Annotated in this window: 24 protein-coding genes; 13 read left to right on the top strand and 11 right to left on the bottom strand. The window is 72.0% G+C overall.

Annotation, left to right across the window (positions count from 1 at the left end; genetic code table 11):
- Positions 1 to 41: 41 nt before the first annotated feature.
- Together ACFV57_RS09650 and ACFV57_RS09645 are read right to left on the bottom strand one after the other, a co-directional pair.
- Positions 42 to 1,022, bottom strand: a complete 981-nt coding sequence (locus ACFV57_RS09650) for a hypothetical protein (protein ID WP_385227862.1) — start codon at positions 1,020 to 1,022, stop codon at positions 42 to 44.
- Positions 1,019 to 1,390: a hypothetical protein gene (locus ACFV57_RS09645; RefSeq protein WP_385227859.1), complete on the bottom strand. Its 372-nt coding sequence runs from the start codon at positions 1,388 to 1,390 to the stop codon at positions 1,019 to 1,021. The genes ACFV57_RS09650 and ACFV57_RS09645 overlap by 4 nt, the downstream gene beginning before the upstream one ends.
- Before the next feature lie 174 nt (positions 1,391 to 1,564).
- Between ACFV57_RS09645 and ACFV57_RS09640 the strand changes: the two genes are divergently transcribed.
- Positions 1,565 to 2,125 (top strand): TetR/AcrR family transcriptional regulator, encoded by a 561-nt coding sequence (locus ACFV57_RS09640; RefSeq protein ID WP_385227856.1) that lies wholly within the window; start codon positions 1,565 to 1,567, stop codon positions 2,123 to 2,125.
- Between the two features lie 58 nt (positions 2,126 to 2,183).
- Here ACFV57_RS09640 and ACFV57_RS09635 read toward each other — a convergent pair whose 3' ends face one another.
- Both ACFV57_RS09635 and ACFV57_RS09630 read right to left on the bottom strand, forming a co-directional pair.
- Positions 2,184 to 3,674 (bottom strand): amidase, encoded by a 1,491-nt coding sequence (locus tag ACFV57_RS09635; RefSeq protein ID WP_385227854.1) that lies wholly within the window; start codon positions 3,672 to 3,674, stop codon positions 2,184 to 2,186.
- Entirely contained in the window at positions 3,671 to 3,946 is a 276-nt protein-coding gene (locus ACFV57_RS09630; RefSeq protein WP_385227851.1) for a hypothetical protein, read from the bottom strand. The genes ACFV57_RS09635 and ACFV57_RS09630 overlap by 4 nt, the downstream gene beginning before the upstream one ends.
- A gap of 256 nt (positions 3,947 to 4,202) precedes the next feature.
- On the opposite strand from ACFV57_RS09630, the gene ACFV57_RS09625 reads away from it, so the two are divergent.
- From ACFV57_RS09625 to ACFV57_RS09590, 8 genes are all read left to right on the top strand, one after another.
- Positions 4,203 to 5,159: an MBL fold metallo-hydrolase gene (locus ACFV57_RS09625; RefSeq protein WP_385227848.1), complete on the top strand. Its 957-nt coding sequence runs from the start codon at positions 4,203 to 4,205 to the stop codon at positions 5,157 to 5,159.
- A gap of 150 nt (positions 5,160 to 5,309) precedes the next feature.
- On the top strand, positions 5,310 to 6,206 hold the full coding sequence (locus ACFV57_RS09620; protein WP_385227845.1) for a glycerophosphodiester phosphodiesterase: 897 nt from the start codon (positions 5,310 to 5,312) through the stop codon (positions 6,204 to 6,206).
- An 84-nt stretch (positions 6,207 to 6,290) separates the two neighbouring features.
- The gene (locus tag ACFV57_RS09615) at positions 6,291 to 6,989 is read left to right on the top strand and encodes a response regulator (RefSeq protein ID WP_385227842.1); all 699 of its coding nucleotides are present in this window, start codon (positions 6,291 to 6,293) and stop codon (positions 6,987 to 6,989) included.
- A 258-nt stretch (positions 6,990 to 7,247) separates the two neighbouring features.
- Positions 7,248 to 8,612 carry a sensor histidine kinase gene (locus ACFV57_RS09610; protein WP_385227839.1) on the top strand — a complete coding sequence of 455 codons (1,365 nt, stop codon included), beginning with the start codon at positions 7,248 to 7,250 and terminating at the stop codon, positions 8,610 to 8,612.
- 217 nt (positions 8,613 to 8,829) lie between these two features.
- Complete coding sequence (locus ACFV57_RS09605; protein ID WP_385227838.1) at positions 8,830 to 9,351, top strand: hypothetical protein; 522 nt, start codon at positions 8,830 to 8,832, stop codon at positions 9,349 to 9,351.
- Entirely contained in the window at positions 9,348 to 10,226 is an 879-nt protein-coding gene (locus ACFV57_RS09600; RefSeq protein ID WP_385227835.1) for an ATP-binding cassette domain-containing protein, read from the top strand. The genes ACFV57_RS09605 and ACFV57_RS09600 overlap by 4 nt, the downstream gene beginning before the upstream one ends.
- Positions 10,223 to 12,058: a hypothetical protein gene (locus tag ACFV57_RS09595; RefSeq protein ID WP_385227833.1), complete on the top strand. Its 1,836-nt coding sequence runs from the start codon at positions 10,223 to 10,225 to the stop codon at positions 12,056 to 12,058. Before ACFV57_RS09600 ends, ACFV57_RS09595 begins: the two co-directional genes overlap by 4 nt.
- A gap of 110 nt (positions 12,059 to 12,168) precedes the next feature.
- On the top strand, positions 12,169 to 13,008 hold the full coding sequence (locus tag ACFV57_RS09590; protein ID WP_385227831.1) for an arylamine N-acetyltransferase: 840 nt from the start codon (positions 12,169 to 12,171) through the stop codon (positions 13,006 to 13,008).
- Positions 13,009 to 13,037: 29 nt separating this feature from the next.
- Here the strand turns inward: ACFV57_RS09590 and ACFV57_RS09585 are convergent, their stop codons facing one another.
- From ACFV57_RS09585 to ACFV57_RS09575, 3 genes are read right to left on the bottom strand one after another with little or no spacing between them, the layout of a single operon-like run.
- On the bottom strand, positions 13,038 to 13,484 hold the full coding sequence (locus ACFV57_RS09585; RefSeq protein WP_385227828.1) for a RidA family protein: 447 nt from the start codon (positions 13,482 to 13,484) through the stop codon (positions 13,038 to 13,040).
- The gene (locus ACFV57_RS09580; protein ID WP_385227825.1) at positions 13,481 to 14,476 is read right to left on the bottom strand and encodes a DeoR/GlpR family DNA-binding transcription regulator; all 996 of its coding nucleotides are present in this window, start codon (positions 14,474 to 14,476) and stop codon (positions 13,481 to 13,483) included. The genes ACFV57_RS09585 and ACFV57_RS09580 overlap by 4 nt, the downstream gene beginning before the upstream one ends.
- A 51-nt stretch (positions 14,477 to 14,527) precedes the next feature.
- The gene (locus tag ACFV57_RS09575; RefSeq protein WP_385227822.1) at positions 14,528 to 15,214 is read right to left on the bottom strand and encodes a spheroidene monooxygenase; all 687 of its coding nucleotides are present in this window, start codon (positions 15,212 to 15,214) and stop codon (positions 14,528 to 14,530) included.
- 123 nt (positions 15,215 to 15,337) lie between these two features.
- Between ACFV57_RS09575 and ACFV57_RS09570 the strand changes: the two genes are divergently transcribed.
- A complete protein-coding gene (locus tag ACFV57_RS09570; protein WP_385227819.1) occupies positions 15,338 to 15,937 on the top strand; it encodes a TetR/AcrR family transcriptional regulator in 600 nt (199 codons plus the stop codon).
- A 113-nt stretch (positions 15,938 to 16,050) separates the two neighbouring features.
- On the opposite strand, the gene ACFV57_RS09565 is transcribed toward ACFV57_RS09570, so the two are convergent.
- Together ACFV57_RS09565 and ACFV57_RS09560 are read right to left on the bottom strand one after the other, a co-directional pair.
- Positions 16,051 to 17,064 carry an alpha/beta hydrolase fold domain-containing protein gene (locus tag ACFV57_RS09565; protein ID WP_385227816.1) on the bottom strand — a complete coding sequence of 338 codons (1,014 nt, stop codon included), beginning with the start codon at positions 17,062 to 17,064 and terminating at the stop codon, positions 16,051 to 16,053.
- A gap of 162 nt (positions 17,065 to 17,226) precedes the next feature.
- A complete protein-coding gene (locus ACFV57_RS09560; protein ID WP_385227813.1) occupies positions 17,227 to 18,894 on the bottom strand; it encodes a bifunctional 3'-5' exonuclease/DNA polymerase in 1,668 nt (555 codons plus the stop codon).
- Between the two features lie 305 nt (positions 18,895 to 19,199).
- Here ACFV57_RS09560 and ACFV57_RS09555 point away from each other — a divergent pair, with 305 nt between their 5' ends.
- The 3 genes from ACFV57_RS09555 to ACFV57_RS09545 all read left to right on the top strand — a co-directional run bounded on the left by ACFV57_RS09555 (position 19,200) and on the right by ACFV57_RS09545 (position 21,642).
- Positions 19,200 to 19,967: an alpha/beta fold hydrolase gene (locus ACFV57_RS09555; protein ID WP_385227810.1), complete on the top strand. Its 768-nt coding sequence runs from the start codon at positions 19,200 to 19,202 to the stop codon at positions 19,965 to 19,967.
- 144 nt (positions 19,968 to 20,111) lie between these two features.
- Positions 20,112 to 20,957: a nitrilase-related carbon-nitrogen hydrolase gene (locus tag ACFV57_RS09550; RefSeq protein WP_385227807.1), complete on the top strand. Its 846-nt coding sequence runs from the start codon at positions 20,112 to 20,114 to the stop codon at positions 20,955 to 20,957.
- Between the two features lie 94 nt (positions 20,958 to 21,051).
- Entirely contained in the window at positions 21,052 to 21,642 is a 591-nt protein-coding gene (locus ACFV57_RS09545) for a Uma2 family endonuclease (RefSeq protein WP_385227804.1), read from the top strand.
- A 56-nt stretch (positions 21,643 to 21,698) separates the two neighbouring features.
- Here the strand turns inward: ACFV57_RS09545 and rpsN are convergent, their stop codons facing one another.
- Positions 21,699 to 22,004, bottom strand: coding sequence for a 30S ribosomal protein S14 (rpsN, locus tag ACFV57_RS09540; RefSeq protein WP_385227801.1), 306 nt, complete (start codon positions 22,002 to 22,004; stop codon positions 21,699 to 21,701).
- Complete coding sequence (gene rpmB, locus ACFV57_RS09535) at positions 22,004 to 22,240, bottom strand: 50S ribosomal protein L28 (RefSeq protein ID WP_385227798.1); 237 nt, start codon at positions 22,238 to 22,240, stop codon at positions 22,004 to 22,006. The genes rpsN and rpmB overlap by 1 nt, the downstream gene beginning before the upstream one ends.

The raw sequence follows: 22,240 nt of genomic DNA, 5'->3' as shown, positions 1-22,240 counted from the left end.
TGGGCTTTTTCATGCAGTGGCTTCGGGCTCCCGCGCCGGGGTCAGCCCTCGCTTGCGAGCTCTCGCAGCCTGTCCAGCTCGATCACGCCGGCCTTGCCGCTTTCGTCGAGGCCGGTCAATTCTGCGAGCGCCTGTGAGGGGGACAAGCCCCTGCTGTATGCAGAGTTCAGCCTCTTCAGCCACGCGAGCGCAGCTTTGTACTTCTCATCGCTATCGAGATCCCGAGGTTCGAAGCTCGCGCCGTTCTCCGCATCGGAGGCCCAGAGGTAGCCGAGTACTCCGTTCTTGTCTTGGACGGGGACGTATTGAACCGTGCCGTCCACTGAACGCTTGTAGCCGGTGTGGCCGAATCCGGGTGCGTGTCTGAAGTCGTTGTAACGGCGAGGAATCTCGAAACCGGACCAAACATCGGACGCGGCGCCGTCCTCGTCGAAGTAATTTTCAATTCCTGTTTCGGTTGGCTTGCCGAAGTGCGTGGGATCGTCCGGTTCGGTCTCCGAGTCGAGTGCTTCCGACAGGTCACGGAGAGCGGCAGAAAGCCGCGGCGCGTTTGCCGCGTGGACGGCGGGCTGGCCGCGGCCCTTGAGGTCGTACGGCAGCCATGCATCGGAGTGCGTCACCAGGTCGACACCCACGTAGCCGAGAAGCATCGAAGCCCCTACTCGGAACAGCCGGTCTTCACGGAACTCTTCATTACCGTCGACGAGGGTCCCGGTGCTCTTGGCGTCGGCGTACACGGAACCGATCTTCCCCGGTCGTAGTCCTCCCCTGACCGCTTCGGTCAACCGCTGCGCAGGGTCGGACCATGTGGCATCGAACTCAAGAGTTCCCTGGAACAGGAAGGCGTTCGGCGCCCCTGCTTCATGGACGGTCACGGACACCGCTGGAACATCGATCAGCAGCCGATGGTCCCGCAGGACGGCGCAGGCGGTCAGCAGTTCACGGAGGCACGCCGCGATCTCGTCCTCGGCTTGCCCGTCCCGTCCCCAGGTCCAACGAGCGACAGGCGTACTCGCGATCACAGTGTTCCTTCCGGCGCGAACCTACCGTCGGGCGGGATGATCAGAATCCCGTCCTCGACCCGAACGATGAACTGGATGTGGGTGTTCCCGTACACCTCGGTGAGACGTTGATGAGCCCGTAGGGCCTCGTGGTCCGCCAACGTTCCTTTGGTGTCGATCACGAAGGTTTTGAAATCCGCCCCGGACTCATCCAGCTGTTTGATGTTGTCGAATACTTTCTTGGCCAGTTTCTTCGGGTTCGCGATCTCCTTGAAGTGGTAGCCGTGAAGTCGGCGGCCTTCTCGATGCGGGAACGGGCCGCTTCCAGACCCCTTGGACGTACGCGTTGGTGGCTTCGGCCGTGTCCACGAGCCGAAGGCCACGCCCACGACGATCACCCCCTTGCCGCCCGGTCCCGCCAGGCTGTGGCTGTTGCCGAGAGCAACGCAAATATTTCGCGTTAAGGTGAAGGAGTGAGTGGCACTGTGAGGGATGATTCCGGTTCTGGGGCTGTGGCCAAGGGGGGCGGGAAGGCTGCCCGGCCCGGGGGGCGTAGTGCGCGGGTGCAGGAGTCGGTGCACCGGGCCGTGCGGGAGCTGGTTGCCGAGAGCGGGCGGGACGGGCTGACGGTGCCGCTGGTCGCGGCGCGGGCCGGGGTGACGCCGTCGACCGTGTACCGGCGGTGGGGCGACCTCCAGGAGTTGCTGTCCGATGTGGCGGTGGAGCGGCTGCGGCCCGAGGCGCCGCCGGCGGATCTCGGGTCGCTGCGTGCCGATCTCGGGGCCTGGGCCGAGCAGTTCTTCGACGAGATGGCCTCGCCGCCCGGGCGGGCGTACATCCGGGATGCGCTGGCGGGCGACCCGGACGGCAGCAACGCCGGGCAGTGTTCCGAGTACGCGGCCGAGCAGTTGCGGATCGTGCTGGAGCGGGCGGCCGGGCGGGGGGAAGCGGTGCCGGAACTGGAAGTGGCCATGGATCGGATCGTGGCGCCGATGATGTACCGGATTCTGTTCCGGCCGGGGGCGTTGCCGGGTGTGCTGACGGGAGCCGGGGCCTCGCCCGGTTCGCAGGGCGGGGTGGAGTACGCGCGGGGGTTGGTGGAGGGGTTGTTGGCGGAGGGGTAGGAGGGAGAGGAGAGGGAGGAGTAGGGGCTAGGGGGCGGGGTGGGGTGGGGTGCGTGGGTTATAGAGGGGCCAGTTTTGGGGTGGGGGTGTGGGTGGTCTCGTAGGCGTGGGCGAGTTGCAGGAGGGTCGATTCGCCGAGGGGGCGGCCGATCAGCTGCATGCCTATGGGGAGTCCCTGGTCGTCGAGGCCGACGGGGAGCGAGAGGGCCGGGAAACCGGTGAGGTTGGCGGGGGCGGAGAGGCGTACGTAGGCGTCGGAGACCGGCTCGGTGGAGCCGTCGGGCCAGGTGAAGACCGACTGGCCGCGGTGGGCGGCGGTGGCGGGGACGGTCGGGGCGGCGATCACGTCGATGCCATGGGCCGAACCGGTCGCGGAGGCCGCGTCGGAGCCGTAGTCGGAGCCGTAGTCGTAGTCGGAGTCGGCGTCGGCGTCGGTTCCGTCGTACAAGGACAGCCACGCCCGGTGCATGAGGGTGCGGGTGCGCTGTGCGCGGATGTAGTCGGTCGCGGGGAAGAATTCGCCGGCTTCGAGGAGGATGCGTACGTCTTCGGAGTACAGGTCGGGGGCGGCCCGCAGTGTGTCCTGGTGGTACGCCGTGGCCTCGGGGACCATATGGCCCCATTGGGCGGCGTGGACGTACTCCGTCATGGGGATGTGTACGGGCACGGCGGTGGCGCCGAGTGCGGTGAGCGCGTCGACCGCGGCGCGGACCGCGGCCGCCACCTGGGGCTGCACGCGGTCGAAGTAGTAGTTCGTGGGCACGCCGATGCGCAGGCCGGCCACCGGCTTGCCGAGGGCGCGGGCGTAGTCCTCGCGGGGGTGGGCGAGGGAAGCCGGGTCGCGCGGGTCGTGACCGGCGATCGCCTGGAGGACCAGGGCCGCGTCGCCGACCGTACGGGTGAGCGGGCCGACGTGGTCCAGGGACCAGGACAGGGACGTCACGCCGTGCCGGAGGACCAGGCCGTACGTCGGCTTCAGGCCGACGACGTGGTTGAGTGCGGCGGGTACGCGGATCGAACCGCCGGTGTCCGTACCGAGGGCGAAGGTGGCCGTGCCGGCGGCGACGGCCGCCGCGGAACCGCCGCTGGAGCCGCCGGCCACGTGCTCGGGCGACCAGGCGTTACGGGTCTGCGGCGTGGTCAGGCCGTACGCGAACTCGTGGGTGTGGGTCTTGCCGATCAGCACCGCGCCGGCCGCGCGCAGCCGCTCCGTCACGGTGGCGTCCGCGTCCGGCACGTGGTCGGCCCGTACCCGGGAGCTGGCCGTGGTCGGTACGCCGGTGACGTCGATCAGATCCTTCAGCGCCACGGGGACGCCGTGCAGCGGGCCGCGACGGCGCCCGGCGGCGATCTCCCGTTCGGCCTCGGCGGCGGAACGGAGCGCCGCCTCGCCGGTCACCGTGACGTAGGCACCGGCCTTCTGGTCCACGGCGGCGATCCGGTCGAGGACGGAGCGGGTGAGTTCGACGGGGGTCAGGGAGCGGTCCGCGATGAGGCGGGCGGCTTCGGTGAGGGGGAGGTGGTGGGGCTCGGGGGAGAGGTGGGTCATGAGGACTTCCGGGAGGGGGCGGCGGTGAAGGAGGGGGCGGGCGGGATCTCGCCCAGGGGGACGTGACGCAGCGCGCCGACGACCGCGTCGATGGCGTTCACGGTGGCCGTGACACCGGCCAGGCGGTCGGAGGGGAGCGGCAGCCCGGCTCGTCGCGCCAGGTGGGCGAGGGTTTCGGGGGAGAGGGGGGCCGGCGGAGGGAGCGCGGGGGCGGGGGCGGACCCGGGCTCGGTCGCCGATTCGGTCGTCGGCTCGGTCATGGGCTCGGGCATGGGGCCTCCGTACGGGGTGGGGCGGGGCGGACCGCGGCGGCGGACGCCCTTGCGGAACGCGCTAAAGCGAAAACTTTGCGTTTGGCGAGCGTAGAGGGCTAGGCTCGGCAAACGCAAATAGTTAGCTTTTGGTGGGAGGGGGGCTGCGCTCTCCGGCCGCCGGGCTCCCCTCCGGGGCGTCGGGTTCCCGGTGCCCGCCTCCTCCGTCCGGCCCCGCCTGCCCCGCACCCGTTCCCCCACTCCTACGGAGGTCCTCATGTCCACCCGCTCCGAAGCCTCCTGGAACGTCGGCGACATCGTCGTCCACCGCATCGACGAAGTCGCGCTGCCGCCCGAGACCGGCGCCTGGCTGCTCCCGGAGGCGACGCCGGATCTCGTCTCCGAAGTGCCCTGGCTCACGCCGTCGTTCGCGCGCCCCGACGGCACCCTGCGCGCTGCCGTGCACACCTTCGCGCTGGAGATCGACGGCCTGCGCGTGCTGGTCGACACCGGGATCGGCAACGGCAAGAACCGCGCCAACCCCGCCTGGCACCAGCTCGACACGCCCTACCTCGACCGGCTCGCCGCCGCGGGCTTCCCGCCGGAGCGGATCGACTACGTGATCCTCACGCACCTCCACGCGGACCACGTCGGCTGGAACACCCGCCTCGCCCCCGACGGCAGTTGGCGGCCGACCTTCCCGAACGCCCGCTATCTCACCTCCCGCACCGAGTACGCCTACTGGTCCGGCGTCGAGATGGAGGAGAGCCGCCGTCAGATGTTCCGCGACTCGGTCGAGCCCGTACGGGAGCACGGCCTGCTGGACCTGGTCGACGTCGCCGCGCCCGGCACCGAGATCCTCCCGGGGCTCACCCTCGTCCCGACGCCCGGCCACACTCCCGGCCAGAGCGCGGTCGCCCTGCGCAGCCGGGGCGAGTCGGCCGTCATCACCGGGGACTGCGTGCACCATCCCGTACAGCTGGCACATCCGGAGCTGTGCAGCAGCGTCGACATCGATCCGGAGGAAGCCGTGCGGACGCGCCGGTGGCTGTTCGACGAGGTGGCGCGGAGCGGTGCGCTCGTGCTCGGCAGCCACTTCGCGGGGTCGACCGGCGGGGTGGTGCGCCGGGACGGGGGAGCGGGTTCGGATGGGGCAGGAGATGAGAGCGGTGCTGGTGGTGCGAGTGCTGCGGGTGTGGGGAGGTATCGGCTGGTGGTTGCCGCGGGGGAGTGAGGGACGTGCGCTCACCGCGACGCGCCGGGGCGTACGCTCCCCGGCGTGCGCGCCCCGCATGGCGGCATTCTTGAATGCTTAAGGGCATATCGGGGCAAGGCTGTCGCAGTTGTTGCTGTCTGCGGTTGGCGTGCCCCGGGAGGCCCCTCGATGAACCAGAGAACGTTCCGTGTCGCGGCGGCCACCGGATGCGCGCTGCTGTTCACGGCCCTGGCGCCCGTCTGTACGGGCAGCGCGAATGCCAGTTCGACCGGTGTGCGTCAGGTGACGGCCCCTCTGGCCAACACCGTACGGTTCCCCTGGCTCACCGGCCCGACCGTCGTCGCGCACCGCGGCGCCTCGCAGGTGGCGCCGGAGAACACCCTCGCCGCGGTGGACGCGGCGGACCGCCAGGGCTTCAAGTGGGTAGAGAACGACGTGCAGGTGACCCGGGACGGCAAGCTCGTGGTGATGCACGACGCCACGCTGACGCGGACCACCGACGTCCGGCGCGTGTTCCCCCAGCGCGCCCCTTGGCGGGTACGCGACTTCACGGCCGCCGAGATCGCCCGGCTGGACGCCGGCAGCTGGTTCGGCAAGCGCTTCGCACATGAACGCGTGCCGACGCTCGCGGAGTTCCTGCGGCGCATGGAGGACAACGACCTGCGGCTGCTGCTGGAGATCAAGAACCCGCAGCTGTATCCGGGGATCGAGGCGCGCATCGTCAAGGAACTGGCCGGCGCCGGCTGGATGGACCGGGGACACGTGCGGCGCCGGCTGGTCGTGCAGAGCTTCAGCGCGAGCAGCGTACGGACGGTGCACGGCCTGGTGCCCGACGTGCGTACGGGCCTCCTGGGCAACCCGCCGCTGAACACGCTGCCGTCGTACGCCCGCTACGTCGACCAGATCAACCCCCAGCTGTCCAAGGTGAACGCGCAGTACGTGGCCGCCGTTCACCGGCTGCGCGGCGTGCACGGCCACCGGATGGAGGTCTTCGCCTGGGACGTCCCGCTGAGGAACTACCCGCGGATCGCCTCCGCTTACGGCTTCGACGGGGTCATTGTCTGAGCTGGTCGCGCCGGGGCGGCCGCTGCTGTGAGCACCCGGCGCCCATCGCCCGCCCTCGTCGCCATCATGACAAGATGACCACTCGTGACGATTCGGGTGCTGATCGCGGATGATCAGGAGATGGTCCGCCGGGGGCTGCGGCGGATACTGGAGAGCCAGCCGGACATCGAGGTCGTGGGCGAGGCGGCCGACGGAGTGGCGGCGCTGGAGGCGGCCCGCGCCCTGCGGCCCGATGTGGCGCTCGTCGATATCCGTATGCCGCGCATGGACGGCCTGGAGGTCACCCGCAAGCTCGCGGGCGGCGGGTCCACGGGCGCCGACGCCGAGGCGCTGCCCGAGGCGCTGCCCAAGGTCAGGGTCGTCGTCGTGACCACCTTCGACCTCGACGAGTACGTGTATCCCGCGCTGCGGTACGGCGCCTGCGGGTTCCTGCTGAAACGTTCAGGCCCGACGCTGCTCGTCGAGGCGGTGCGTGCCGCGGTCGCCGGGGACAGTCTGATCAGCCCCTCGATCACGGTCCGGCTGCTCAAGCACGTCACCGGCGCGCGTCCCGCCGCACCGCGCGCCCTGGAAGCGCTGACCGAGCGCGAGACCGAGATCGCGGGGCAGGTCGCCGCGGGCCGCACCAACGCCGACATCGCCCGCGAACTGTTCATCTCGCCGGGCACGGTCAAGACCCACGTCGCCAGCATCCAGCGCAAGCTGGGCGTACGGAACCGGGTCGGCATCGCGGTGCACGCCTGGGAGATGGGGTACGCGGAGCGGGAGCGTCCGCAATGGTGATGGGCGCGAGTGGTAGGGGCGCCAGTGGTGAGGGGCGCCAGTGGTGAGGGGCGCCAGTGGTGATGGGCGTTAGTGGTGATGGGCGTTAGTGGTGATGAGCACCAACGGTGAAGGGCGCCAATGCTGGAGGGCGCCAATGCTGAAGGGCGCAGGGACACGGGCGGCGGTGCGGGGCTGGTCCGAAGGGGTTCGAGGTTGTCAAAGGGGCTGGGAGTGCCAGGAGTGCCAGAGGTGTCAAGGATGCTGAGGGGGCGGAGGGTGGCGTGGAGTGCCACCGGGGCGCTGTTCCTGCTGCTGCCGCTGCCGCTCGTCAGGGGCGGGACGCTGTCCGACGCCTTCGTCGCGGCGCTGCCCGCCGCCGTGGCCGTGTTCGCCGCGCCGATGCGCTGGCCGTGGGGCCGGATCAGCCTCACCACCGCCGTGACCACGGCCGCCGTGCTGTCCCTGGCCGTCGACCTCGCCTACCGGGGCTCGAAGGGCTACGCGGCCCTGTGGGAGCTCGCCGAGGCCCCGGCGCTCCTCGTCCTGGCCGGGCGGCAGATCCGCCGGGCGCCGGCGCGGCAGGCCGCGGTGGGCGGGGTTCTGGCGTCGGCCGCGTTCATCCTGCTGCCGGTGCGGTTCCTGTACAGCGAACCGCCCACGCAGGGCTCGGCCGTCCTCCTGCTCAGCGCGCTGGCGCTGTTCGTCGCGGTGCTCCCGGCCGGCCTCGCCCTGTACCTGCGGGCACAGGAGGACCGCCGTGTGCGCGCCGTGGCGCAGGCGCGCCGCGACCAGCGCCTCGAAGTCGCCGGCGACCTGCACGACTTCGTCGCCCACGAGATCACCGGCATCGTGCTGGAGGTGCAGGCCGCGCGCGTCGCCGCGTACGACCGGGAGCAGACGGCGGAGCTGCTGGTGCGGCTGGAGGACGCGGGGCTGCGCGCCCTGGACTCGATGGACCGTACGGTACGGACCCTGCGCGACCCGGAGGGCCATGCGACCGCCTCCGCAGGGGCGGCCGAACGGGCAGCCGACGTGAACGGTCACACGAGCGGGCAAGCGAACGGGTACCTCGGTGCCACGGACGGGGGCGAGCTGCCGTCGACCCGCGTCCACGGGCTCGCGGATCTGGCCGAGATGGTCGAACGGTTCGCCGCGACCGGGGGCGGACGTATGTGCGTGGAAGGTGAGCAGGGCGGGGGTCCCGGTCCTGACGATCCCGGTCCTGACGATCCCGGTCCTGACGGTCCCGGTCCCGACGATCCCGGCAGTTCGGGCGACGGCGGCGTACGGGTGTCACTCGCCCTGGACGACAGTCTGACGGACACCCTTCCGCGGGCCACCGAGGACGCCGTCCACCGGGTGGTGCTCGAAGCGCTGACCAACATCCGTCGGCACGCGGCCGGTGCGGGCCTGGTGGCGGTGGAGGTCGCACGGGGCCCGGCCGGTGGCGCGCCCACGGTGTCGGCGACCGTGACCGACGACGGTGGCGGGCGTCCGGCCGGGCCGCTGGGCCTGCCCCGGCACGGCGGCGGCACGGGTCTCGCCGCTCTCACCGCGCGCGTCGAGGCACTCGGCGGCACCCTGTCGTACGGGCGGCACGGGGCGGGCTGGCGGGTGCACGCCGAACTTCCGGCAGCCTGAGCTCAACTCCCGCCTCCGTACCCGGTCCCTGCGCCTCCCCAGCCCCTTCGCTCCCTCCGGTGCGCAATATCTGCCGAACGGCAGATGTGCCCCGGCCCGTGGCCGCCGATCCTCGAACAGTGCCCCCAACCAGCACCTCGGAGGATCGATTCCGGTGAATTCAAGTAGCGGCAGCCCAGGTACGAGCACGAGCAGCACGCGTACGACCGTCGCGCGCATGGCGCTGGTCTGCGCCGTCGTTCCCCTCGCGGCCATCGGCATGACCGGCTGCTCCGTGGACGCCAAGTCCGCCGAACCCGCCGTGAAGACGTTCCCCTTCGAGGGGCGGACGCTGAACGTGAAGTCCCACGAGATCCCGGCGGACCTGGTCGCCACCGACCGCAAGGACATCAAGGTCACCCGCTGGTTCGACGCGAAGAGCGGCAAGAAGACGCTGCGGTGGGAGCTCAAGGGGGACACCCTCGACCTGCAGGCCGGATGCCGCGGCCTGGCGATCTGCGACGCGCGCTTCGAGGTCGAGGTGCCGCGCGGCGTGGCCGTACTGCGCGACGGGGCGAAGACGGACCTCCGGGGCCAGGACGGCGAACAGAAGCAGCCCCAGGGCCGGAACGGGCAAGACCGGAACCAGCAGGCCCGGAACCAGCAGGCCCGAACCCGGCAAGACCGGAACCGGGCCGTCACCACAGACCACCTCGACACCACAGACCACCCCCACACCAAGGACCACCCCCGAACATGACCTGTCTCGAACTCCTCGGCGTCAGCAAGGTCTACCGGGGCGGCAAACAGGCCGTGGACGGGCTGACCCTCCGGATGGGGCCGGGGCTGCTGGGGCTGCTCGGGCCCAACGGCGCCGGCAAGTCCTCCCTGATGCGCATCGCCGCCACCCTCACCCGGCCCACCGCCGGACAGCTCCGCTACGAGGGGGAGGACGCGGTACGGCGGCCGGAGCCGCTGCGCGCCGCCCTCGGCTACCTCCCGCAGGACTTCGGCGTCTATCCGAACCTGTCGGCCCGCGAGTTCCTCGCCTACCTCGCCGCGGCCAAGGGCGTACCCGCGGGCCGGGCCCGCACCCGCATCGGTGAGCTGCTGGAACTGCTCAACCTGACCGAGGCGGGCAGACGCCCGCTGGGTACGTATTCGGGCGGCATGCTGCGCCGGGTCGGCATCGCGCAGGCCCTGCTCGCGGACCCGAAGGTGATCATCGTGGACGAGCCGACCGCGGGGCTCGACCCCGAGGAACGGGCCCGCCTGCGCAACTTGCTCGCCGAACTGGCCATGGACCGCGTGGTGCTGCTCTCCACCCACATCGTCTCCGACATCGAATCGGTCGCCGGGGACATCGCCGTCGTCGCGGGCGGCCGGCTGCTGCGGCGCGGCACTCCGGAACAACTGCTCGGTGAGGTCGCGGGGCAGGTGTGGGAGGTGCTGGTCGGCACCCGGGACGTGCCGGTGGTGCAGGCGCGCCACGCCGTCACCAGGATGGTCCGTACACCCGAAGGAGTACGGGTACGGCTGCTGGCGCCGACCCGGCCGTACGAAGGGGCGACGCAGCGGACGCCCGATCTGGAGGACGCCTACCTCGCGGCGGTCGGCGCGGGAGGCTCCCGATGAGCACCGACAGCGGCACGAGCACCGCCATCGGCACCGCCAACGGCATGGGCACGGGAGCCGGCACCGAGCCCGTGGCGCCCGGCCCTCCGGCCTCGCCCGTGCTCCGCCCCCTACGAACCCTGCGCGCCCTCGGCGCCCTCGCGTTGGGCGACTTCCGCGACCGGGTGCGCCGGCCCGCGTACGCCGTGACGCTGCTGGCGGCCGTCGGCCTGGGATACCTCGCCGTACCGCAGCCCGACGCGCACTGGGTCATCCTCCAGATAGGTGACTTCCGGGGTACGTACAACAGCGCGTACGTCGGCGTCGCGACCGCCCTCGCCGCGGCGCTGTGGTTGCCGCTGGCCGGGTTCTACGTCGTACGCAACGCGCTGGCCAGGGACGAACGCTCGGGCGTGGGGCGGCTGCTCGCGGCCACTCCGCTGCGGACCACCGGCTATTTCGCGGCCAAGATGCTGAGCAACGTGCTGGTCCTCGTCTCGATGCTGGGCGTGCTGGCGGTGACGGCGCTGGTGATGCAGCTGGCGCGCGGTGAGTCCTACAGCGTCGATCCGGTGGCCCTGCTCATGCCGTTCGTGCTGGTCGCGGTGCCGCTGATGGCCGTGACCGCGGCGGCGGCGCTGCTGTTCGAGTCGGTTCCGGTGCTGCGTGGCGGCGTGGGGAACATCGTGTGGTTCTTCGTGTGGATGGTGCTGGTCCTGGGCGGCCAGCGGCCGGACGCCCCGCTGGGCGGCTTGGGAGTGCACGGCGCGGTCGCCTCGATGGGGCAGGACCTGGCCGCGCAGCACGGCAGGATCACCGGCGAGTTCAGCCTCGGGTTCACCTATCTGGAGCAGCCGCTGCGCACGTTCGTCTGGCACGGCTTCACGCCGGGGCAGGAATTCGTGCTGAGCCGGGCGGCGGTCGTCCTCGCGTCGGCCGTCCTGGCACTGCTGCCCGCCCTCTGGTTCGGCCGCTTCGATCCGGCGCGCGGGGGAGCGCGCGGCCCGAAGGCAGGCCGTAGGAGGCCGGGGGTGCCCCTGGAGCAGATCCCAGGGACGCCCCCGGCCTCGGGGACACCCCTGGCTTCGGTAGTACCGCTGGTTTCGGGGACGCCCGCGGCTTCGGGTACGCCCTCGGCTTCGGGAACCCCCCTGGCTTCAGGGACACCCCTGGCTTCAGGGACACCCCAGATTCCAACGGCGCCCCATGCCCTGGGGACACAGACACGGGCACCCTCATCAGTCACCCACCGCCTCCTCCTGGGCGAACTGCGCATCCTCCTCCAGGGCGTCGCCTGGTGGTGGTGGACCGGCGCCGTCGTGATCTCCCTGGCGGGCCTGTGCGTGCCCACCTCCGGTGCGGCCCGGGTGGTCCTCCCGCTGGCCTGGGTCTGGCCCGTACTGATCTGGTCCCGGCTCGGCACCCAGCGCCACGAACACGGCGTCCAGGCACTGCTGGGCAGCTACCCGGCAGCCCGCCGCCGCGCGCTGGCCGAATGGTCCGCGGGCTTCGCCCTCACGGCGGTCACCGGGCTCGTACCGCTGCTGCGGCTGGCGGCGGCAGCGGACTGGCACGGCGTGGCCGCCTGGGCAGGCGGAGCGCTGTTCATCCCGTCGCTCGCCTTGGCGCTGGGTTCGCTCTCCCGTACCCACCGGCTCTTCCAGGCCCTGTACCTGCCCCTCTGGTACAGCGTCTTCAACGGCCTGACGATGCTCGACTACATGGGCGCGACCCGGCCCGAAGGACAGCCGGCCGCCCTCTCCCCCCTGGTCGTCGGCGCGCTCGCGGTCCTACTGCTGGCCGGTGTGCTGACAGCGGCAGGCCCTCTGCGCCGGGCTCCGGCCGTCTCGTAAGGTCGCAGGGGCGGCGCGTTGCCGTCGTGGGGCGCGGCAGCTCTGCCGGCCGTACGAGACCGGCCGTACGAGGCGGCCGCCCCAGGGCGCAGAAGGAGCAGGGACCGACAATGAGCGAAACCGTCTGGGGCGGGGACCAGCTGGATCTCGACGCGTACCTCGAACGCATCGGATACGAGGGTGAGCGCGCGCCGACGGCGGACACCCTGCGGCAACTGCACGCCCTGCACGCGGCGGCCTTCGGCTTCGAGAACCTGGAGATCGTCCTGGGACGGCCGGTCCTTCTGGACCTGAAGTCCCTCCAGGAGAAGATGGTCGGCCGCCGCCGCGGCGGCTACTGCTACGAGCAGAACCTGCTGTACGCCGCCGCGCTGGACCGGCTCGGCTTCCAGGTCTCGGGTCTGGGCGCCCGCATCCGCATGGGCGAGACCAAGATCCGGCCGGTCACGCACGCCCTGCTCCAGGTGCGGCTGGACGGCGAGGACTGGATCACCGACGTCGGCTTCGGCGGCGAAGCGCTGCTGGAGCCGCTTCCGCTGCGGGAGGGCGTCGAGGCCCGGCAGGGCGGCTGGACGTTCGGCCTGGTGCGGGAGGGGGCGGACGGCGTCTGGGTGCTGCGCTCACTGCACGAGGACGGCTGGTTCGACCTGTACGCCTTCGGCCCGGAGGCGCGTTACCCGGCCGACTACGGCGTCTTCAACTACTACATCTCCACCCATCCGCGCTCCCCGTTCACCGGCCGGATGGTGATCCAGCGGCCCGGCCCGGACCTGCGGCGCACCCTGATCGGTACGGAACTGACGCTGACCCGCCCCGACTGGTCCCGCGTGGTCCGCCAGATCCCGGCCGAGGAACTGCCGGCCGTACTGGAGACGGACTTCGGGCTCGTACTGGACGCGCAGGACGCGGCCGAACTGGTGGCGCTGCACCGGGAGCAGCCGGTGGCGTAGGAGTGGGGAGGCGTACGGCCCGCGTACGGCTACCGGACGACCGCGAACCCCTCGATCTCCACGAGCGCCGCCTCGTCCCACAGGCGCGTCGCGCCGATGACCGCCATCGCCGGGTAGTCGGCGCCGACCAGCCGTTTCCACACCTGGCCGATGGCCGCCGCGTTGCTGCGGTAGTCGGCCACGTCCACGGCGAAGACGGTCAGCTTCGCCAGATCGCCGGGGCGCGCCCCGGCGGCCTGCGCCGCCGTCAGGAGGTTGGCCAGCGCGCGTTCGAACTGCTCGACGACGCCGTTGCCGACGATCCGGCCCGCCCCGTCCAGCGCGGTCTGCCCGGCCAGGAACACGAGGGTCCCGGGCGCGGCCCGTACGGCATGGCTGAAACCGGTCGGCGGCGACAACTCCGGCGGATTCACCCGCTCCAAGCCGCCCGGGGCCGCTGCGCCCTGACTCCGCTCCTGTCCCCGTCCTTCACTCACGGCCGGTGTGCCCCCTCCGTAGCCAACTCGTACCGTACTCCCAGGGATTGCAGCGCGTCCCGCTCCTCCTGGGGAAGCTGTTCGTCGGAGATGACGAGATCGAAATCGGCCAGCGGCGCCAGCTCGTACAGTGCCTGACGGCCGAACTTGGAGTGGTCCACCAGCAGCACCTTGTGCCGCGCCGCGGCCATCAACGCCCGCTTGACCAGGACGTTTTCCTGCGCCTGGTGGTAGCAGTGGCCGTTGTCGACGGCGGAGGTGGACAGGAACGCCACATCGGCGCGGAAGCTGCGGGCGATGTCGGCCGTGGACATGCCGAGGAAGGCGTTGAAGGCGGCGTGGTACTCGCCGCCCAGCGCGATCACCCGGATGTCGGGCTCCTCCGCCAGTTCGTTGATGACCTGGAGGGAGTTGGTGATGACCGTGTACGCGCCGCGCGAGGCGAGCGAGCGGGCCAGCGGCAGCGCCGTACTGGAATCGTCGATGATCACGGCCTGGCCGGGCTCGGCGATGGCCAGCGCCGCCGCGCAGATCGCCTCCTTCGCCGCCACCTGCTCGTTGCCGCGCCAGCGCGCGTTGGACTCGAACAGGGCGTTGGGCGCGGCGGTCGCCCCGCCGCGCACCTTGCGCAGCCAGCCCTGGTGCTCCAGGGAGTCCAGGTCGCGGTGGACCGTCATCTGGCTGACGCCGAGTTCCTGCACCAGGTCCTCGATGCTCACCTGGCCCTCGGCGAGCACCCGGTCGGCGATCCGCTTGCGCCGGTCCTTGGGGCCCAGCTTGCCTTCGGGCGCGGCGGCCCTGCCCTCGGGCGTGGCGGCCTTCGCGGGGCCCTCGGCCTTGGCGGCCCCTTCGCCCTTGGCGGACCCCGCGCGCTTCGCGGACTCCCCGGCCTTCGCGGACCGGCCCGCTTCCGTGGCCGCTTCCGTGGCCGGGGTCGAGGCCGGTGCCGAGGCCGGTGCCGAGGCGTCTGGAGTCCCTCCGGTGTCGGCCAACGCTGATCCCTTTCCGTACGTTCTCGGCTGTCCGCCGAGTCTATGGCGTGGTCACGCCGAGGTCGCCGCCCCGGACGCGGTGCGACCGCCGGGCGCCCCGGCCACCGCGTACGGCCGAAAGCGCGCGAACGCCGCCTCGTGGTGGAACGGCCGGGCCCGGTGCGCCGCGATCGTGTCCCGGTGCTCGGGCCGCCCGGCACCATAGGCGTACGCCGTCATCTCGCGCAGGCTGCGCCACATGGAGAACGTGCCGACGAAGCGCGGCGGCCGGGCCAGGGCGAACGACGCCGTCATGGCCGGGTCGGCGGCGGCGCGCGCGGACGCCCGGGAGTTGGCCCGCAGGAACGGGCCGAGGCGGCGGAACCGCGTCTCGCCCAGCGTGAGGACCGCCACCTGCTCGTCGTCGTCCGCCGGGCGGGCGTCGGGCGCCACGTCGACGGTCATGCCGGACCAGGAGCCCCGTACTCCGAGCGGTTCGAGGCGGACGTGCCACCCCGAGGCGAAGTGCCGGGCCAGCGGATGGCTTGCGAGGAAACGATCCAGCGCGGCGTCGTCCTCCCAGGAGGCGATCAGCGCGGCACGCCGGGGATGCAGCCGCGGCAGCCCGGCCCCGATGTCACCGGTGAGCGCGGTCTGCGCGTGCCGCAATCCGGGCAGGGCGCCGGGGCTCGGGCGGGATCGCAGGACGTCGCGGGCGGTACGGAGGCCGACGTCGGCGAGATGTACGGAAACGATCATTTCGAACCACCCCGTTCCGGGGCACCGGGTATCCGGCCCGATCCCCCTCGGCGGATATTACTCACGCGTATACTTTGTGGTACACCACTTAGTATCCATCGAAGTCACCGCGAAGGCGAGCCCATGAGCCACATCGAGCGGACCCGCGCCGCCCGCGCCGAGACCCGTACACACATCGAGGACACGGCCGCCCGCCTCTTCGCCGAGCGCGGCTACGCCGGCACCACCATCGGCGACATCGCCGCCGAAGCGGGCCTGAGCAAGCCGATGCTCTATCGCCACTTCGACTCCAAGAAGGAACTCCACCTCGCCCTCCTGGAACGGCACCGCGACGAACTGGCCGCCGCGCCCGTCGAGCGGCTCCTGCACGGCGAGGGCGACCTGCCCACGCGCTTGGAAGCGATGTACGACGCGTGGTTCGGCCACGTCGAGAGCCACCCGTACACCTGGCGCCTGATGTTCCGCGACACCACCGGCGACCCGGAGGTGCAGGAATTCCACCGCGAACTGCAACGCCGTCAACGCGCCACCGATGTGGCGCTGCTGCGCGAGTACGTACCGGGCCTGCCCGAGGCGGAACTGGAACCCCTGGGAGAAGCGATCCGCAGCTCCCTGTACGGGCTGGCGCTGTGGTGGCTGGACCGGCCCGACCGGCCGCGCGAGGTGCTGGTCGCGGCGATGGTACGGATCACGCGGGGACTGGTGGCCACAGCCGCGGGCTGAGGACCGACGGGACAGCGGCACCGGCACCGGCACCGGCATCGGCACCGGCACTGCGGGAGATTGCGTACGTCACGCCGCCGCCCTATGCATGGCGCCGTACACCGCCCCGCACCTCACGCGGCAAACGGCCGATCACGGCCCCCGTTCCCCTCGGGCCCCCTGTTCCCCGCCGGCTCCCCGTCCCCTTCTTCCTCCCCCTCCCCATGAAGCGCGGCCCGCAGCAGGCCGGTCCAGTGGTCCGTCGTCTCGCGCGCGAGACGGGAGTCCGGCGCGAACATCTCGAAGCCGTGCCAGGCCCCCGGCACGTAGTGCAACGCGACCTGCACGTCGGCGTCCATCAGCCTGCGGGCGTAGGCGAGTCCGGTGTCCCGCAGCGGGTCGAGACCGCAGACGACGACGCAGGCCGCGGGCAGACCGCGCAGGTCGGTGGCGCGGGCCGCCGCCGCGTACGGGTACGCGGCGGCTCCCTCGGGCACGTAACGCCGCCACCCCTGCTGGATGAACGCGCCGTCGGGCAGCCGCGGGTCGCTGTCCGCGGGCGTCGGGACCGTGCCGGCCGCGTCGTCCAGGTCGGGGACGAGCAGCGCCTGGTGGACGAGGGCCGGGCCGCCGCGGTCACGGGCCATCAGCGCGACGGCGGCGGCGAGCCCGCCCCCGGCGGACTGCCCGCTGACCGCGAGGCGCGCGGGATCGATGCCGAGTGCCCCGGCCTGACCGGCCGTCCACTCCAGGGCGAGGAAGCAGTCCTCGACCGCCGCCGGGCAGGGGTGCTCGGGCGCGAGGCGGTACTCGACGGAGACCACCGCGGCCCGCACCTCGCGGACCAGCTCGATCGCCGTACGGTCCGCACCGGGCGGCGCCTGCCCGAAGGTGTAACCGCCGCCGTGGAACTGCAGCACCCCGGGCAACGGCCCCGGCGCGTCCACCGGCCGGTAGACCTCCATGGCCAGCCGCGATCCGTCCGGCCGCGGCACCGCGAACCGCTCGCTGGTCACCCCGTCGCGGTCCGCGGGGAAGTGGCGGGCCAGGGTGTGCAGGCCGGTGCGGGTGCCCTCGATGTCGGCGTACGGATCGAGGAGCGGGGCCAACTGCTCCAGTACCGGCGCAAGCTCAGGATGTACATGCACGGCAGCCCCTCACTCCCACTCCGACTCACTCTCCCTTCCCATCCGTCTACCCCGCTCCCGCCTGTTCCGCCCTACCTCACCCCCTCACGCCTCTCGCACCACCTCATCCCTCTCCCACCACTCCCGCCCCTCACTGCTCCCACCCCTCATTGCTCCCACCCCTCACTTCGCATCGGCATAGCACTCCACCACCGCCGTACTGAACGGGAACCGGACCGGCGTAGCGCCGAACGCGATGCGTCCCGCCAGGTCGGCGGCCTCCGCGACGGCCCCGGCCACCGTCTCGGCCTCCTCCTCGGGGGCGTGCACGATCACCTCGTCATGCTGGAAGAAGACCAGCCGCGCGCGCAGCGGCGCCAGCGACCGGCGCAACGCGGCCAGCATCAGCAGCGCCCAGTCGGCGGCGCTGCCCTGCACCACGAAGTTCCGGGTGAACCGGCCACGGGAGCGGGCCCCCGCGGTACTCCCGTACGCCGGCACCTCCTCCTGCGGCAGGCCCGCCTCGTCGGGCGGCGCCACGGAGACGGGCGGGCAGGTGCGCCCCAGCCACGTCCGTACGAGCCGGCCCTCCTCGCCCGCGCGCGCCGCCGCGTCCACGTACTCCACCGCATCCGGATAGCGGCGGCGCAGGTCCGCCATGTGTTTGAGGGCGTCCCCCGACGTCTGCCCGTAAATCGCCCCCAGCAGCGCCAGCTTGGCCTGTGCGCGGTCGCCCCCGAACGCGCGCGCGGCCAGATCGGCGTACAGATCGCGTCCGCTGCCCGCCACCTCCATCAGGCCCCGGTCCCGGGAGACCGCCGCCAGCACCCGTGGTTCCATCTGCTCGGCGTCGGCGACCACCAGCCGCCAGCCCGGGTCGGCCACCACGGCCCGCCGGATCACCTTGGGAATCTGGAGCGCGCCGCCGCCGTTGGTCGTCCAGCGGCCCGAGACCGTGCCCCCGGGCAGGTACTCCGGGCGGAAACGGCCCTCGTGCACCCACTGCTGCAACCACGCCCAGCCGTGCGCCGTGTGCAGCCGGTACAGGCTCTTGTACTCCAGCAGCGGCGCCACCGCCGGGTGCCGGACCTCCTGCAACTCCCACTTCCGGGTCGAGCGCAGCGTGATGCCGGCGCCGGCGAACGCCTTGACGATCTCGCCCGGCAGGTCCGGGCGCACCCGCACGCCCTCCCCGAACGCCCGCGAGACCTCCTCGGCCAGCTCCACCATCCGGCGCGGCTCCAGCCCACCCGGATACCGCTCGCCGAGCAGCTCGTCCAGCAACTGCCGGTGCACGTCCGCCCGCCACGGCAGGCCGTCCCGCCGCATCTCCGCGGCGACGAGCATGCCCGCCGACTCCGCGGCCAGCAGCAGCCGCATCCGGTCGGGGTGCTCGGCCCGCTCCGTACGCTCCACCTGCCGGGCGTACACCTCCAGCAGTGCCGTGAACTCGTCCACCCCCGGCGGCAGCGGCACCGGGCCCGGCTCGAACAGCGACGGCTGGGTCTCCGCGCCCCGCACCGGCGGATCGTCGGGCACCGGCAGCCGGTGCAGCCGCGCCCACGCCGCGGCCAGCGACCGCGGCTGGCCCGACTGCCCCTCCTCGTGCCCGATCAGCAGCGCCTCGGCCGCCTCCACGTCGTAACACCGCTCTACGCGCACCCCAGCCGCGAGCAGCTTCCGGTACGTCTCCGCCGTCGACCGCCACACCCACCGCTCCGCCTCGGGACACGCGCGAACGGCCTCCGCGACGCTCCCCGCCCGAACCGGCGCCCCCACCGGCCGCCCGCCTGAATCGACCCCACATGCCGACACGCCCCCGTCCTGCGTTCCCCCGACCACCCATCGCATTGCCTCACTCTCGCACCCACCACTGACAGTCGCCCTCGCGGAGCTCCGGCACCACCGACGAGAAGCCCCTCGCCCGCACCCCGCGCCCACGGCCCGCGCACGCCCCGACCCGCCCCATCCCGACCCGCCCCATCCGGCTCTGCCCCGCCCGCCACCCCACCCGTCAAGTCTCCTCGTCAACTCCCACGTTGGCCGGTTCCGTCCCCTACCCGGCTCCTTCGGCTAGAGGGAGAATGCGCCCGCCGACCCAGGTCACACCCCCCACACCCGCATCCCCGCCCACGGCAGACAAGGGAGTCGCCCGTATGGCCATCGCGCACCGCGCCATCGGTTCAGGACCGCACCCGGTGATCGTTCTCCACGACTGGTTCGGCACCTCGGCCAACTGGGGCTCCGTCCTGGACTTCCTCGACCGGGACGCCTTCACGTACGCCTTCCTCGACTGCCGCGGCTACGGCGACCGCAAGTACGTCCAGGGCCGCTACGACCTGCCCGAGATCGCCGGCGACGCGCTGGCCCTCGCCGACCAGCTCGGCTGGGACCGGTTCTCCCTGGTGGGCCACTCGATGGGCGGCAAGGCCGCGCAACAGGTGCTGGTCCACGCGCCCCATCGGGTGAACCGGCTCCTCGGCCTCGCGCCGGTGCCGGCGGCCCCGTACCCGATGGACGACGCGACGCACGAGCTGTTCTACGGGGCCTCGACGGACCCGGCCAAGCGCCGCGCCATCATCGACCTGGTCACGGGCCACCGCGCGAGCCGGACGTGGCTGGACCGCATGGTCCGCCACTCCCTCGACATCTGCCGCGAGGAGGCGCACGCGGCCTATCTCGCCAGCTGGCAGCCGCTCGACCTCTCGGAGGCGGTCGCGGATGCCGCCAAGCGGTACCCCGTTCCCGTACGGGTGGTCGTCGGCGCGTACGACCTGGCGCTGACCGCCGACCTCATGCGGGACACCTGGCAGCGGTGGTACCCACAGGCCGAGATCGTCACGATCGAGGGATCGGGGCACTATCCGATGCACGAGACCCCGGTGGCGCTGGCCGCCACGATGGAGGAGTTCCTCGGCGCGTGACCGCCCGGCGCGGCGGCCTCCCGGGCCACCGACGCCGCGAACAGGCCCGCTTCCGCATCCTCTGACAGCATGGCTACGTATCGGCCGTAAAGGTGCAAAACGCACGCGACGGGGCGAGCCGGAGCCGACGGAGCGAGGTGCGGGATGCGGGTGGCGCTGGCGCAGACGGACTGCGCGCTGGGCGAGGTCGACGCGAACCTCGCCGTCGTGCGGGAGGAGGTCGAGAAGTCGGCGGAGCAGGGCGCCGACCTGGTGGTCTTCCCGGAGCTGAGCCTGCACGGGTACCACCTGGGCGCCCTGCCCACGGACTCCTCGATCGAGGCGCAGGACCCCCGGCTGCGCGACCTGAGCGTGCTCGGGCCGGACGTCCTCGTGGGTTTCCACGAACACTCGGTCCTGCGCGCCTACAACACCGCCGCCTACTACGCGGGCGGCGCGCTGCTGCACGCGCACCGCAAGCTCTACCTCCCCAACTACCTGTCCTGGGAGGAGCGCAAGCACGTCAGCCCGGGCCAGTCGCTGCGCGCGTACGACCTGACGAAGTCCCCCAGCGGCGGCCGGGGCGCGACGCTGGTCTGCAACGACGCCTGGCAGCCGGTGCTGCCCTGGCTCGCCGTGCAGGACGGCGCCGAGGTGCTGTTCGTCCCCACCAACAGCGCGGCCAGCCTCGACCCGGAGGCCATGGACACCGGCCTGTACTGGGACACCCTGCTCTCGTACACGGCGCGGATGCTCCAGTGCTGGATCGTCTTCGTCAACCGGGTGGGCAGCGAGCGCGGCGCCGCCTTCTGGGGCGGCTCACGCGTGGTGGACCCGCGCGGCACGGTGGTGGCGCAGGCGCCGAAGTGGGAAGCCGCGCTGGTCACGGTGGACATCGACCCCTCCGAGGCCCGCCGCCAGCGCCGCGCCGTCCCCTTGGTCGCCGAGGCCCGCCTCGGCCTCATCGACCGGGAGGTCCGCCGGTTGATCGACGAGGGGGGTGACAGCTGAACGGGGGCACGCTCGTTCGGGTGAAGGGTCACCCGAACGCTCGCATGGTTGTCGCCTAAGGCGGCAGTGTCGCTCCGCACGAAGGAGGTCCACCGTGGCACTGACCGTTCCGGAACCCGAACCGTGCGCCGCCGATGAGCGTGCACCTGCATCGGTCGAGGCCGCCTTCGAAGCGTTGAGCGCGGCAGCCCCCAAGGGATGGCGCGTGGAGCTGATCGAAGGGGAAATCCACGCGGCACCTCCTCCCGTAGGCAGGCACGAAGAAATCGTGTCGGAACTCTCCGGGCAGGTGCGCGATCACCGTAAGGACCTGGGGCGCTACACGAACATCGGACTCTCCGTACCAGGGGCCTCCTCCACGGGGAAGGTGATTCCCGACTTGGCGATCGCCCCGAAAGGCAGCTTCGACGACGACGTCGACTATCACGATCCGTCATCGGTCCTGCTCGTCGTCGAAGTGCTCTCGTCCTCGACGGCGGGGAACGACCGGATCAAGAAGCTGCGCGGTTACGCCCGTGCCGGCATCCCCTGTTACCTGCTGGTCGACCGGGCCGCCGACCTCGCCATCCGCTGCACGGAACCCTCCGGCGAACGCTATCTGTGCATGAGCGAGATCGACCTGGCCAAGAAGGTCATCCCGCTGCCGGACCCCCTCGGTTTCGCTCTCGACACCAGCCAGTTCTGAGCTTCCCGCACGGCCCGCCCCGGTTCCGCGAACGGGACGGGCCGCCCCCCGGGCCCCTACCAGCTCGACTTACGCACACCCGGCAGGAAGCCCGCGTGCGCCTGTTCGCGCAGGCCGACGCGGGACAGGCCGAAGGCGCGGAAGTAGCCGCGCGGGCGGCCGTCGACGCTGTCCCGGTTGCGTACGCGGGTGGCGCTCGCGTCGCGCGGCTGGCGGGAGAGTTCGCGCCGGGCGGCCAGACGCTCCTCCTCCGGGGTGTGCGGGCTGCGGATGACGGACTTCAGCAGGGCCCGCCGGGCGGCGTAGCGCGCCACCGTCGCGCGCCGCTTCTCGTTCTTCGCGATCTTGCTCTGCTTCGCCATCAGACGCGTCCTCCTCGTGCGCGGATGCGGGCGACGGCCGCTTCGATGCCGATCGTGTCCACGGTCTTGATCCCCTTGGTGCTCAGCGTCAGCCGGACGTGCCGGCCCTCGCCGGCGAGCCAGTAGCGCTTGCGCTGGATGTTGGGGTCGAAACGCCGGGACGTGCGGCGGTGGGAGTGCGAGACGGACTTGCCGAAGCCGGGGGCGCGGCCGGTCAGCTGGCAGTGGGCGGACAA

Origin of the sequence: Streptomyces sp. NPDC059788, assembly GCF_042732265.1 — a bacterium.
GTDB lineage: Bacteria > Actinomycetota > Actinomycetes > Streptomycetales > Streptomycetaceae > Streptomyces.
Note: the sequence above shows the minus strand (reverse complement) of the source record. Positions and strands in the feature narration are given on the sequence as shown.

Coding starts and splice junctions, on each gene's coding strand:
- ACFV57_RS09555 (WP_385227810.1), top strand. CDS start 19,200: ATGGCCATCGCGCACCGCGCCATCGGTTCAGGACCGCACCCGGTGATC.
- ACFV57_RS09620 (WP_385227845.1), top strand. CDS start 5,310: ATGAACCAGAGAACGTTCCGTGTCGCGGCGGCCACCGGATGCGCGCTG.
- rpsN (WP_385227801.1), bottom strand. CDS start 22,004: ATGGCGAAGCAGAGCAAGATCGCGAAGAACGAGAAGCGGCGCGCGACG.
- ACFV57_RS09590 (WP_385227831.1), top strand. CDS start 12,169: ATGAGCGAAACCGTCTGGGGCGGGGACCAGCTGGATCTCGACGCGTAC.
- ACFV57_RS09560 (WP_385227813.1), bottom strand. CDS start 18,894: ATGCGATGGGTGGTCGGGGGAACGCAGGACGGGGGCGTGTCGGCATGT.
- ACFV57_RS09575 (WP_385227822.1), bottom strand. CDS start 15,214: ATGATCGTTTCCGTACATCTCGCCGACGTCGGCCTCCGTACCGCCCGC.
- ACFV57_RS09600 (WP_385227835.1), top strand. CDS start 9,348: ATGACCTGTCTCGAACTCCTCGGCGTCAGCAAGGTCTACCGGGGCGGC.
- ACFV57_RS09605 (WP_385227838.1), top strand. CDS start 8,830: ATGGCGCTGGTCTGCGCCGTCGTTCCCCTCGCGGCCATCGGCATGACC.
- ACFV57_RS09570 (WP_385227819.1), top strand. CDS start 15,338: ATGAGCCACATCGAGCGGACCCGCGCCGCCCGCGCCGAGACCCGTACA.
- ACFV57_RS09550 (WP_385227807.1), top strand. CDS start 20,112: ATGCGGGTGGCGCTGGCGCAGACGGACTGCGCGCTGGGCGAGGTCGAC.
- ACFV57_RS09630 (WP_385227851.1), bottom strand. CDS start 3,946: ATGCCCGAGCCCATGACCGAGCCGACGACCGAATCGGCGACCGAGCCC.
- ACFV57_RS09635 (WP_385227854.1), bottom strand. CDS start 3,674: ATGACCCACCTCTCCCCCGAGCCCCACCACCTCCCCCTCACCGAAGCC.
- ACFV57_RS09625 (WP_385227848.1), top strand. CDS start 4,203: ATGTCCACCCGCTCCGAAGCCTCCTGGAACGTCGGCGACATCGTCGTC.
- ACFV57_RS09595 (WP_385227833.1), top strand. CDS start 10,223: ATGAGCACCGACAGCGGCACGAGCACCGCCATCGGCACCGCCAACGGC.